The 12,385-nt window shown below is 49.2% G+C and carries 9 protein-coding genes; 2 read left to right on the plus strand and 7 right to left on the minus strand.

The features are described from left to right. Nucleotides 1-170 precede the first annotated feature (170 nt). The 5 genes from AM1_RS22000 to folD form a co-directional block, all read right to left on the minus strand. The gene (locus AM1_RS22000) at nucleotides 171-1,271 is read right to left on the minus strand and encodes a glycosyltransferase family 4 protein (protein WP_315875430.1); all 1,101 of its coding nucleotides are present in this window, start codon (nucleotides 1,269-1,271) and stop codon (nucleotides 171-173) included. A 517-nt stretch (nucleotides 1,272-1,788) separates the two neighbouring features. After that, nucleotides 1,789-5,574 (minus strand): magnesium chelatase subunit H, encoded by a 3,786-nt coding sequence (bchH, locus tag AM1_RS22005; RefSeq protein ID WP_012165102.1) that lies wholly within the window; start codon nucleotides 5,572-5,574, stop codon nucleotides 1,789-1,791. Nucleotides 5,575-5,730: 156 nt separating this feature from the next. Continuing rightward, nucleotides 5,731-6,195 (minus strand): divergent PAP2 family protein, encoded by a 465-nt coding sequence (locus tag AM1_RS22010; RefSeq protein WP_012165103.1) that lies wholly within the window; start codon nucleotides 6,193-6,195, stop codon nucleotides 5,731-5,733. Between the two features lie 41 nt (nucleotides 6,196-6,236). Next, nucleotides 6,237-7,187, minus strand: a complete 951-nt coding sequence (crtE, locus tag AM1_RS22015; RefSeq protein ID WP_041660137.1) for a geranylgeranyl diphosphate synthase CrtE — start codon at nucleotides 7,185-7,187, stop codon at nucleotides 6,237-6,239. Nucleotides 7,188-7,300: 113 nt separating this feature from the next. Next, a complete protein-coding gene (gene folD / locus AM1_RS22020; protein WP_012165106.1) occupies nucleotides 7,301-8,188 on the minus strand; it encodes a bifunctional methylenetetrahydrofolate dehydrogenase/methenyltetrahydrofolate cyclohydrolase FolD in 888 nt (295 codons plus the stop codon). A 137-nt stretch (nucleotides 8,189-8,325) separates the two neighbouring features. Here folD and sipA point away from each other — a divergent pair, with 137 nt between their 5' ends. Continuing rightward, a complete protein-coding gene (gene sipA, locus AM1_RS22025) occupies nucleotides 8,326-8,553 on the plus strand; it encodes a regulatory protein SipA (RefSeq protein ID WP_012165107.1) in 228 nt (75 codons plus the stop codon). On the opposite strand, the gene AM1_RS22030 is transcribed toward sipA, so the two are convergent. Continuing rightward, on the minus strand, nucleotides 8,550-9,869 hold the full coding sequence (locus AM1_RS22030; protein WP_012165108.1) for a M16 family metallopeptidase: 1,320 nt from the start codon (nucleotides 9,867-9,869) through the stop codon (nucleotides 8,550-8,552). The two genes, sipA and AM1_RS22030, sit on opposite strands and share 4 nt — an antisense overlap. A 5-nt stretch (nucleotides 9,870-9,874) precedes the next feature. Next, nucleotides 9,875-11,182 carry a M16 family metallopeptidase gene (locus AM1_RS22035; RefSeq protein WP_012165109.1) on the minus strand — a complete coding sequence of 436 codons (1,308 nt, stop codon included), beginning with the start codon at nucleotides 11,180-11,182 and terminating at the stop codon, nucleotides 9,875-9,877. A gap of 228 nt (nucleotides 11,183-11,410) precedes the next feature. Here AM1_RS22035 and thrB point away from each other — a divergent pair, with 228 nt between their 5' ends. After that, a complete protein-coding gene (gene thrB, locus AM1_RS22040) occupies nucleotides 11,411-12,340 on the plus strand; it encodes a homoserine kinase (protein ID WP_012165110.1) in 930 nt (309 codons plus the stop codon). The last annotated feature ends 45 nt before the right edge of the window (nucleotides 12,341-12,385 follow it).

Genomic DNA, 12,385 nt, shown 5'->3' on the forward strand with positions numbered 1-12,385 from the left:
CATATGATCAATCCCTACCTATAGGAGAAAAAATTTTGACTATCGGGAGTAACCGATGAATTGCTACGTTGGCTATAGGGCTAATATTGAATTACTTCATAGACCTAAAACACAAGATCTCAAGAATTCTGCATAGCAGTCAACGTCATAGTTTTTATTGTCCCGATAGTTTAAATCGCACTATTAGAGACTTTTAAATTAGTCATTTTAGAGGTCAATGAAAGATATATTTCTCTCAATTTTTTATAGGAATGGGTAATATCATACTGCTTGCATTTTTCTTTCGCTTCGCTACCCATAGATTGCGCCACTTCTGAATTTTTCAGCAAGAAAATTAGTTTGTTGGCTAACAGCTCACAATCCTTAAACGTAATAATAAAACCAGTTTTCTGATCGTCGATTGCAGATCCCATGCCTCCAGCAGTCTTACCCACAACCGGTTTGCTCATATTCATTGCTTCCACTAAAGCAATTGGTAATCCCTCCCATAGAGAAGGCATCGCCACAACATCAGCGAGGGCCAATAAGGTCGGAACATCTTCGCGATAGCCAGTGAAAATAACCTGATCAGCAATACCTTCACTTTGAGCAAAGGACTGGAGCATTTCTAAATCTGGACCAGCCCCGACCAACAAGAAACGGGTATTTGGAAACTCTTTTAAAATTGAGGTTGCAGCTTTCAGTAGGTAAATTTGACCTTTTTGAGTGTCCAATCGACCTACATTACAAATCACCTTCTCTCCAGGTAGAATACCTAGCTTTGATCGTTCATGATCGACGACTTCTTGAGCAGGAGCTTTAAACTCTTTTAGCGGTAAGCCATAAAATAATGTTTCTACTTTTTGGGGCTGAACTTTACGCGCGGTCACCATAAAGTCGCGTACAGGTTCTGAACAAGCTATTGCTGTTGTTGTCAAAGGCGATAATAGGGCATCCACTGCCGTCAGATAAAGTGGCTGTTTAGGAAAAACTGCATGTTCATGAACAATATTGGGCAAACCTTTTGCGGTTCCAACTAAGCGTCCAAATGTCGTAGAACCATATCCACTTAAGTGTAGAATATCAGGTTTTTCTTGCTCAATTAATTTTGAAAGATCTAGATAAGTCCTAGGATCAAATTTACTTCGGCCCAAGAAGAATACTGGAACCCCTTGACGTTCAAAAATCTGCGCTGCTTCCTCAGGTGCTCGTAAGCTACAAATGCTGAACCGAATCTCCTGTGAATTGAAGCAAGGAATCCACCGCTCGATAGCCTTAGATACACCATGAATCTCTTAGCCAGCAACGCTCAGCTTATCCATGATATGCATTACATGAATAGCCATATATAAAAAATTTTTAATCAATAGTTTACATATTACTATAGATCCTTTAATTCAGATTTTTTGTAACTTAAATTACAATCCTGAGTCATTTTTACCTAGCTACTAAATTTACCCATCGAGAAGTCATAACTGAGTATTTAGGTTGCAAAAAAATTGACAGAATTAAAAAATCGATAGTTCAAGCAGGTCTATTACTATCTAGTGAAAATCACTTTTTAGGTTCATTAACCCTCAACTAACCTTGAAGAAAATTCTAGCTTTTTATCGGAATATGTTGATAAGTAGTCTACAAACAAGTTTGATGACATTGAGGAGATGATGATGCGATCGCACAAGCTAAACCCGGCGATACTATCCTGATTGCGGGCAGTCATGAAAATTACCAAATTCTTGGCACTGAGAAAATCCATTTCAACGACCGCGAAGAGGCCCAAACAGCCCCTCCGCGCTATGGATACTAGAACTAAGCAGTAATGCCTTCTAGTTCCTCGTCCGTCAGTTCATACAATGCTCGGAGTTGATCCAATATGTCTTGGTCAGGACTCCAAAATCCACGACCATGGGCCTCTAGCATGCGACCGACGATATTACGGAAGGCTTCTGGATTAGCTTGGCGTAACTTCTCCGCCATTTCAGGATCTAGGGCATAGGTCTCTGCGGCTTGGTCATAGACCCACCCTTCTTGGAAATCAGCAGTGCCACCCCAGCCAATCAGGGCCGTCATCCGCTGAGAAATCTCATAGGCCCCGCCAGAGCCTTGATCAGCCATTGCATCTGCCCATTTGGGATTGAGCAGCTTAGTCCGATATTCCATCCGCAGTAGTGAATCTAAATCACGGGGGGTGGTGTCCTTGGAGAAACTCTCGACAAAATTGGCTTTGACCTTGCTGCCCCGCTGCTGCTCCGCCGCTAACTTCAGACCACCGGTGTTGGCGTAATATTCCTGAATATCAGTCAAACCATATTCCACTGAGTCAATCTCTTGGACAATCTGCTCGGTACTTTTCAGTAAGGTTTGCAGGACCTCAGGGCGGGCTTGGCCTTTGTCATTGCGGCCATAGCTAAAGGCATTCCGATCGCTCCAGGTTTGCCCCAACTCATCTGAAGATTCCCAGTTGGAGTCCGTCACACGGTCATTGACCAAAGAGCCGAAATCCCCAGCAGGGTTAGAAAAGAGACGAGCAGAGACATTCTCCACTCCCTGCTCTTTCAAGGCCAGGGCATGTTTACGAATAAAGTTCTGAGCCGGGGGCTCATCGGCTTCTGCTGCCCGTAAAAATAGATCGTCCAACAGCTCAATGATATTGACAAAGCTATCTCGGAATATGCCGGACAGGTTCGCCAAGACATCTACACGGGGATGATCGAGCTGCTCTAAAGGCGTCAGACCATAGCGAACAATCCGACCCGTGCCTTCTTTAATCGGTTCTGCCCCTACGAGTTCTAGAAGAATACCGATAGATTCCCCGCGAGTTTTAATGGCATCTAAGCCCCAAAGCATTACGGCGACAGTTTCTGGATAGGTGCCTTTGTCTTCCAGGTTCTGGGCCAAAATCTTACGAGCAATCTCCCGACCCCGCTCATAGGCAGCAGGAGAAGGCATCCGATAGGGGTCAAGGGCGTGGATATTGCGGCCTGTGGGTAAAACGCCGGGACCATCCCGGAGCAAGTCTCCACCGGGTGCAGGCGGCACATACTCACCGTTTAAGCCCCGCAGTAGGTTAGTGAGTTCATCCCCTGTTTGGGCCAGCAGGCTGCGGATTTGCAAGGCCTCTTCCAGCTTAGGCGTACTGCCATTGAGTTCAAATCGCTGGCGAATCTGATCGGATTCTTCGCCCGTAGCAACGGCTGCGATCGCATCTTCTGGTAACTCTTCTCCAAAATAAGCCTGAAGGTAACTTCCCAGTTTCTCAGCATCAGGAGATTCGCCCAATACATGCAGACCGGAAGAGAATAACCGCGTTTCTAAAACTTGCAGATACTCATATAGCTCCACTAGATAGTGGTTGAAGGCCTCAGCACTAAACATGCGAGCATTTTCAGGGGTAAATTCAATGCCCAACTGCTTGGCTTCTTGGAACGGACAATCTGCATCAATCCCCGCATCAATAATTTTCTTGCAGATAGCCTCCCGCAGCACCGCATTTTTTTCCGGGTCTTCACGGTATTCCTGAATCAGATCGCGTAAGGCAGCTAGCTCTTTATATAGCTCAGCTCGACCATAGGGGGGGACGTTATGGGAGATCAAAACGCCATAGCCTCGACGTTTCGCTAAAATCGACTCCGAGGGATTATTGGCCGCATAGATATAGAGATTTGGAATATTCCCCAGCAATACATCCGGCCAGGAATAGCCGGTATTGCCGAGAGGACTACCGGGCAGCCATTCCACGGTACCGTGCATGCCAAAATGGATCACCCCATCAGCCTGGAATCCATTTTGCAGCCATTTATAGAAGGCCGCGTATTGGGGATGGGGCGTTAGATCCCGCTCAAACATTAGGCGCATCGGATCACCCGACAAGCCTAGGGGTGGCTGCACCCCGATCCAGACATTCCCCATCTGAATGCCGCCGACGCTAAATTCCTCGCCATTGGTTTTAATTCCTGTTCCCGTTAGGGAGTCCCACTGCTTTTCTATCCGATGGGTCAGCAAATATCCCAGCCACCTTTCCAGCTGGCGGACATTGACGGAGGTGGTTCCAGCATGACCATTCATCTGGGCTGGATCAACTAAGCCATTATCTGCTTCCCGCACCCAGTTGACGATTTCCTCGCCATCCTCTGGTAAATCTCCCACGTTATAGCCTTGGGATTTTAGGGATCTGAGCAGACTTAAGAGAGATTTCGGTACATTCAGTAGCGCTGCAGTTCCAGTCGCCCCGTATCCCGGCGGAAATCCATAGAGGAGAATGGCTAACTTCCTTTCTGCCATTGGTTTCTGGCGGAGGGCAATCCATTGCTTCAACCGTCCGGTGAGGCGATCGACCCGTTCGGGCACAATGTAAATGTCATTACCAACCAGCCCGCCTAGGGGAATCGTATCAATTGCGCCATCGAGTTCCGGCAGGGCATAGAGCACCACGCTTTGCAGGCCACCTATTCCTTGGCGAGTCCAGGAATAAATATCCTGAATCAGCAGAGGGGCGGCAACGAGGTAAGGCACATTCTTAGCGCTGAGAATCTGCTTGGCCACGGCCACTTGCCGTCCCGCTTCCATGGATCCTGCGGGTCCGCCGACGAGGGGAAAACCAATTGTCGAGACAATCGCATCCACCTCAGCCGCTTTTTCAGACAAGGACAGAATTTCTTTGGTGCCCTGCTGGCGTTGACCCTGTTCGTGGCGGGTGGTCATTAAATCGCGCACGGCCACATGGCCTTCCACCCCGTTAATAAAAATGGGTAAAGGAATCAGCCCTGCTTCCTCAAACTTACGAATCATTTGGGGAATATAGGGCTGCTTGGTGATGACATGCTTGCGATACAGCAGAATCCCCACAACTGGAGGCTGGGCAAAGTGGATATGTTGGGTTGTGGAGGTTGCTCCCGCTTTCCAAAGGAAGGGCAGCCGATTAATTTTGTACCAGTCCAGATAGTCCTGAGGAGATTCAAAATACCCTTCATAATCTGGATGGAGTAGACCAATATTGGGGGTCTCAATGGGGGGTGGAATTTCCGCGTTGAGGGGTAAGTTGAGGTATTTCTCTGCCAGGGTCCAACACATGGCGGCCACATTCTCAGGCCCCCCAGCATTCCAGTAGCCGTAAATAATCAGCCAGTTACGCAGATCCTGGACCTTTTTGCCGGGGACATACTTGAGCAGTTTAGGACCGACCTTCAGAAAGCTGATATACCCGGCGAGTTTGTCTTCTTCTTTACCGCTACCAAATTTATCCAGGATGTATTTGACGGGCTTGGGCATCCCTTTGGGCTTCTCGCCAATTACAAACTTGCCGAGCTGGGTGAGGCTCATCAGTTCCAACGCCGATTCAAATACCAAGCGGATGGGAATATCCTGCACCCGCTCCCGTAGCCACAGCACTTGGTCGTAGTCGAAGACTAAGCTGCTAAAGAAGACATCCGCTCCTTGCAAGGCGGCGGTGACGGCTTCTGGGTCAGCGTTAATATCGCGATCGCTAAAGATCCGCACCTCCAAACCTGGACAGCGCGCCTGGGCTAGCTCGGCAGCTCTGATATATAAATCGATGTTAAAGGATTCAAATCCCGCAATCAGAACAATCCGTGCCATTGGTGCAGCCTAAAATCGGTTAAGGTCTCTTCCTAAATCTTAATGATCTTTCAGACGTTTTAGCAGCGGAGTTTTTGATAGTGCTAGGGAATAGCACCTTAGCCACTGATTAGAGAGTGGGCATTTTTCGGAAGATTGAAGACTTCAACCCATGATTTAGAGAAGTAAACCAGCCGGGCCGAGCAGTATGGCAATGGCAACTCCCAGAATTGAACCAACAATCACTTGCACTGGGGTATGGCCTAAGAGTTCTTTGAGGCGGTCTTCATTGAATTCGGGATGCTCTTGAAACATTTCATCCACAATCTGATTGAGGACTTTGGCTTGCTTGCCCGCGGCCTGCCGGACACCGGCGGCATCGTACATAACGATGATGGCAAAGACGGTTGCGATCGCAAACTCAGTACTGTCCCACCCCTGAACTTGCCCCACACAGGTAGCTAAGGTTGTCACCGAGGCAGAATGGGAGCTAGGCATGCCTCCCGTTTCCACCAACACTCGGAAATTGATTTTGCCATTTTGAATCAGATCAATAATGATCTTGAGACCTTGAGCAATTAAACTCGCCGCAAGGGAAACCAGCAAGACCTGGTTGTTGAGAATATTGCCAAAATCCTGCATATCTATTGTCGAAACTTAAACCAGGAGAGCATTGACAGCATCTAAGATTGACGAGACGTAATAAAATCAGCGAGGGCCTGTAACGGGGCTGACTGCTCTCCGTAAACCGCTAACTCTGCTTTCGCTTCTTCGATTAAATGCTGGGCTTGTCGTTTAGACTCTGGAATGCCCCACAGACTGGGATAAGTCGCTTTTTGAGCCGCCACATCTTTACCCGCAGTTTTGCCTAGCTTTTCGCTAGTGGCCGTCACATCCAATACATCATCAATAATTTGGAAGGCCAGACCGATATTACGCGCAAATTTAGAGCACCGATTCAAGAGGTCTTGACTCGCCCCTGCCAGCTCAGCTCCCGATAAAACCGATGCTTCTAGCAATGCCCCGGTTTTATGGGCATGGATAAAATTCAAAGTCGAGAGGGTGACATCTTCTGCGCCTTCCGACTCTAGATCGACGACCTGACCGCCCACTAGACCTGTCGCAGCCACCGCATGCCCCAGGCGAGCAACAACTTTCAGAACCTGTTCGGGCGGAACCTGCTGCGTCTCAATTGCCACATGCTCATAGGCATAGGCTAATAATCCATCCCCGGCCAGAATAGCAATGTCTTCCCCATATTTTTTGTGGTTGGTGGGCTTGCCTCGGCGGAAGTCATCGTTGTCCATGGCGGGCAAATCGTCATGAATCAGGGACATAGTATGGATCATTTCTAGGGCACAGGCCGTAGGCATTGCCATCTCAATGGTGCCGCCAGCCAGTTCACAAGCCGCCAAGCACAAAATCGGACGAAGGCGCTTCCCTCCTGCCAGTAAGGAGTAGCGCATGGCCTCATAAATTTTTTCCGGGTAAACCACGGGAATAGAGGCATCTAAGGCGGCCTCCACAAGTTCTCGCCGCTGAGAGAGATAGTCTACAAGGTTAAAGTTGGAGGGGGTTGGAGCAGACAAATCTTGAGTCGATGAGGTTTTCTGAGGGTTTTCAGCGGATATCATCCTGTTGATCCTTCGTGATCTTTGACGATGAAATGGTCACCCTAAGTCGGGCAAAAAAAGCCCTCCAGCTGTTGAAAGCAGTGATTCAGTGCGATCTCAACCATGAGGCTAGTTCAACTATTGTATGATCCTTTGTGCCGTTGCCTAAAACTCCACACGGTATTCTCCAAAAGCATAGACACGGTTATGGGACCGACGCCCCCTGGCACTGGGGTAATTAATGAACTTTGAGACTGGACTGAGGTAAACTCCACGTCTCCTACTAAGCGGGCTTTCCCTTCAATTTCTTGGCGGCTTATCCCCACATCAATCACCACAGCTCCGGGCTTAACCATATCTGCCGTGATCAGTCCAGGTTTGCCGACGGCCGCCACCAACACATCAGCAGTGCGGGTAACCGCGGCCAAATCAGGGGTGCGAGAATGGGCCATCGTCACCGTGGCATTGGCTGCCAACAGCATCAAAGACACGGGTTTGCCTACCAAAATACTGCGGCCAATAACAACCGCATGCAGACCGGACAGCTCCACATCATAGGCTGCTAATAAACGCATCACCCCCGCAGGGGTACAGCTGCGTAATCCTGCCTCACCTCGCACTAATCGCCCTAAGTTTAGGGGATGTAAACCATCTACATCTTTATCTGGATCAATCTCATACAGTAGTGCTGTGGAATCCAAATGGGCAGGCAAGGGCAACTGCACCAGAATGCCATCGACTTGAGGATTCGCATTTAAGTCGTGGATGGTTTGCTTCACTTCCTCAAAGGTCACCTCCGCAGGGAAATGGTGACCAAAAGAAGCAATCCCTAACCGTTCGCAGGCCCGTTCTTTATTCCGCACATAGGCTGCACTCGCCGGATTATCCCCCACCATCAGAACGGCTAATCCGGGTGGACGACCGATTTCGGCTTGTAAGGTTTGAATTTGGGCAGTCAGCTCCCCTTGAATTTTTTGGGCTAGTCCCTTGCCGTCTAGCAGCTTGGAAGACTCAACAGGCATCGGTAACGTCCTTCTGATGCAGTTAAAAGTGCTTCTCGATTGTATCGGCTTACCTTAGAATTCGGGATAGTCTTATACCTAAGGGGCAACGTTACAGTTTTATCTGGCCCTTTGCACTCAAGAAGTCGTGCCCAACTATGTCTGAATCTATTGATATTGGCGATCGCATTCGTATTGTTTCCCTCCCCCCCTATGTCAAAACGGCAGAACCGATGCCCATGTTGCGGCCTCCAGATGTCATTCGCATTGGTGAAGAAGGCACGGTCCTCAGCCGAGAACCGGGGGATTACTGGAGCGTGCGCATGGAGAATGGCGCGTATTTACTCAGCAGTCAATATTTAGAAAAAGTAGATTCCGCCGATTAAGACAGGGCGAGCCAAGGCTGTACAGCGGCCTCTGACCCGACTAAGGAAAGATGGGATTGCTGCAGATGCTGACCAGCAGCCTGATAGACGGTTTCAACATCTAAGCTGGCAATCTGTTTGGGGAAAGTCTGATCATAGTGAATCCCTAATCCCAGCGCTTCATACCAGCCCATCAGATGAGCCAGTTGGGCATTACTCTGTTTGCCCAAAACATATTGTCCTAGCAGCTTACTTTTGGCAGTTTCTAGCGCCTCATCTGCCAGGGGCTGTTGACTTAGGCGATGGATTTCAGCTTGTAGTTTCGCCAGTGCGATCGCAGTATTATCCGCAGCGGTCCCCAAATACACAACAAAATGCGATGGTCCTAAGCGAGTCGGATAGAACCCCGATACCTCATAGGCTAGACCCTGCTTTTCTCGCAGCTCCACAAACAAGCGACTAGACAGACCGCTACAGAGGTAGGTATACAGCAACTTCAAGGCAACATAGTCCGGCTCCTGAACTGAAGGGGCTAGATGCCCCAGCATGACAATACTTTGCTGGGTCGGTTGTGTCGTTATGGCAAGATTTGAACCAGTCTCCATCGAGCTGACTGGCTGTAACCCAATAGGCGGAAGCAATGGCTGCTCTGGGACGGGCCAATCTCCAAATATTTGCTGGCAATAGTGCACGGCCTCAGCCGCCTGCAAATTCCCTGAGAGACTAATCACCATATTGTCAGGCCGAAAATAGGTCTGATGGTACTGATGCAGATCGGCAGGTTGAAGCTGAGCAATCTGGTCAGGATCTCCGGGGCCGATTTGAGTGTAGGGATGGCCTGGGGGGAATAGGGACTGTCGAAGTCCTTTCAGGGCCAAGGTAAAGGGCTGTTCTTGCTGAGACCGAATCGATTGCAGGGCCAGCTTCTTTTCCAACTCCACTTCAGATGGGGGAAAAGACGGAAATTGGAGTAACTCAGCTGCCAGGGACAGGATATCTAAGAAATCTTCAGAAACGGTTTTCAGGCTGAGTAAGAAATAGTCCGGCGCGCGTTCAACTCCTAAGCTGGCCCCGACAGATTCCACCTGTTCAGCAATCTCAGCAGAGGACAATCGGTGGGTCCCTTTGGTAAGGGTGGCCGCCATCACGAAGGCAAGCCCGGCCTGCCCAGAGGTCTCACGAGTGCTACCAGCCCCGACGAAAATACGTGCTGAGACGATATCTGCAATGGGGTTTTCTGTGATTAGTACCGTCAGCCCATTGGCTAACTCAAACTTCTGGCAGAGTAATCCTGAAGTAACGGGAACCGAAGCGGTGGGAGCAGGGAGAGACAGCATTCAGATCAATAAGAGCAGGGTTGCAAGGTGGTGATGGCGTAGTGACTTGGGGACAAGTACTGGTGAACGAGATGTTGCAAGGTTGGGGGCTCAAGGGCCTGAATGAGCTGTGGATAGGCAGAAGCTTGCCCCAATTCGCCCAATATACTGTAATACCCATATAAGCCAGCCAACTGATTCACCATTTCTGTCCCAAAAATAAAGTCGTTGACTACCAGTTGTTGGCATCGATGCAACTCAGCCTCTGGAATGGAGGTTTCCCCCAATTGATACATATGCTCACGAATCACCGTCTCCGCCACCTCTAGATACTTCGGATCTAGCCAGACAGAGATGGTGAAACATCCCCCTTCTCGCTGCAGAAAAAATTCGCTGTGGACATCATAAATCCAGCCGCGTTGTTCTAATAAATCCGAGACTAATCGGGACGTGCGTCCTCCCGTTAATAGCACCGACAACAGATCAAATCCGTACCCCTGCTCTTTTTCCGTTACCCCTGGTCCTAGCCAGGCCATGGTCAACCGGGCTTGATCAATACCTGGAGTTTCCATGGCATGGTAACAGCGTTGACCCAAAGGGGTTAAAGGACTTGGCGTCGACAGAGGTTTCCTAGAACCCGAGGCAGGGGGCCAATCACAATGCCGATGGACTAGATCCATCGCTTGTTCATGGGTCAGATCGCCCACCAAGACGATCGTCATATTCTCTGGCTGATAAAGCTGATGGTGAAAATTCCGCACATGGTCTGCAGATAGAAAGGGAGGCAGTTCTGCCAAACCAAGCACTGGACGCCCATAGGGATGGTTCGGAAATATGAGCTGGCGCACCGACTGATAAACCACCCAATCGGGATTGTCGTAGGCTTGATCAATTTCAGTACGGATGATGTCCTGTTCCTGTAAAAATTCCGTTTCAGGAACTGCTGCATGGATTAAGAGTTCAGCCAGATGTGCAAAGCAGGGGCCAAGCTGATCTGCTAGGGTCACCATATAGAAATGAGCGTAATCATAGCCTGTGGAGGCATTGACCATTCCGCCCTGGCGCTCCAGCAGCCGATCAAATTCTTGGGGAGAAATAGTTTCAGTCCCCTTGAAAATCATATGCTCTAAAACATGAGCTAACCCAGGTATGGTATTGGGTTCCTGAGTAACCCCTGCATTAACCCAAATATCAACGGTTACGACTGGCGTAAACGGTAGGTATTGATGCACAACCGTTAATCCATTCTCCAAACGCGTTTGATGAACGGGATGGGCTGCCCCTAGGGTCTGGGCAGGCTGCCAATGCTTCGCAGGATTGGGATCAAACCACATCAACGAGGGTTAAGACAGGAGGGATAAGGAAATAGATGGTTTTAAAGGTCTGTATTCAATAACGAGAGTATAAAAGGGGATGCCGAACTGGAGGGGAAATCTATAATCTATTTCTCTGTTCCAGAACGTTTCTGTGAGAAGTTACTATATACCTTTAGTCTACTAGACGGCTGGAAGTCCCGTACTTCAGCCCCTTTCTATCTTTCACCTTCTCGGCGCTCCCGACTCATGTCGAATACTCAAACATTAACCATCCAAGTCCCGGCAACAACCGCCAATATTGGTCCAGGCTTCGACTGTTTAGGAGCAGCCCTCTCCCTCTACAATCGCTTTCAATTTACCCGTCTTGCAGATGATGCTGAAGCACCCATCATCCAGGCAACTGGACAGGGGGCCGAGCAACTGCCTACGGATGACAAAAATCTGGTTTACCGAGCGTTTGTGTCTACCTACCAACACCTGGGACAAACGCCCCCCGCCATCAAAATTGATATCCATTTGGATATTCCCCAAGCGAGAGGGTTAGGTAGCTCAGCCACGGCCATCATTGCGGGCCTGATAGGCGCTAATCAATTCGCCAACCAACCGTTAGACCCAGCGGATTTGTTGCAGCTGGCCATTGACCTGGAAGGCCATCCTGACAATGTGGTCCCTGCCATGGTAGGAGGTTGCTGTCTTGCGGCTAAAGACCTAGCCGGCAAATGGCAGATTTGCCCTATCGATTGGTCCCCTGAGGTGGTTCCCATTGTCGCGATACCGGATTTTGAACTCAAGACCGATCTAGCTCGCAATGCTCTACCCGATACCTGTGGATATGGGGATGCGATTTTTAATATGGCTCACCTTGGTTTTTTGATCAAAGGTTTAGAGCAAGCTGATCCAGCCCTTCTCAAAACAGCCCTTGATGATAAATTGCACCAACCCTATCGGCTTCAGCTGATTGCTGGATTTGCAGAGGCTTACCAAGCGGCCCTAAAGGCTGGAGCCTACGGCCTCGTGATTAGCGGTGCTGGCCCGACCCTTTTGGCTTTGGGTGATCGTGAATCGGCAGGTGCGATCGCATCTGCCATTCGCAATCAATGGCAAACAGCCAATCGGTCAGTAGAGACTCAGGTACTCAAGATAGATAGACAAGGGGCTATCGCTCAATTCACCTAAAGTCATTGCCCTCAGCCTCTACCCTCTAAAGGCGCTACTAGGTAC

The sequence above is a fragment of the Acaryochloris marina MBIC11017 genome (assembly GCF_000018105.1).
Classification (GTDB): Bacteria; Cyanobacteriota; Cyanobacteriia; order Thermosynechococcales; family Thermosynechococcaceae; genus Acaryochloris; species Acaryochloris marina.

Coding starts and splice junctions, on each gene's coding strand:
- crtE (WP_041660137.1), bottom strand. CDS start 7,187: ATGATATCCGCTGAAAACCCTCAGAAAACCTCATCGACTCAAGATTTG.
- thrB (WP_012165110.1), top strand. CDS start 11,411: ATGTCGAATACTCAAACATTAACCATCCAAGTCCCGGCAACAACCGCC.
- sipA (WP_012165107.1), top strand. CDS start 8,326: ATGTCTGAATCTATTGATATTGGCGATCGCATTCGTATTGTTTCCCTC.
- AM1_RS22035 (WP_012165109.1), bottom strand. CDS start 11,182: ATGTGGTTTGATCCCAATCCTGCGAAGCATTGGCAGCCTGCCCAGACC.
- AM1_RS22010 (WP_012165103.1), bottom strand. CDS start 6,195: ATGCAGGATTTTGGCAATATTCTCAACAACCAGGTCTTGCTGGTTTCC.
- bchH (WP_012165102.1), bottom strand. CDS start 5,574: ATGGCACGGATTGTTCTGATTGCGGGATTTGAATCCTTTAACATCGAT.
- folD (WP_012165106.1), bottom strand. CDS start 8,188: ATGCCTGTTGAGTCTTCCAAGCTGCTAGACGGCAAGGGACTAGCCCAA.
- AM1_RS22030 (WP_012165108.1), bottom strand. CDS start 9,869: ATGCTGTCTCTCCCTGCTCCCACCGCTTCGGTTCCCGTTACTTCAGGA.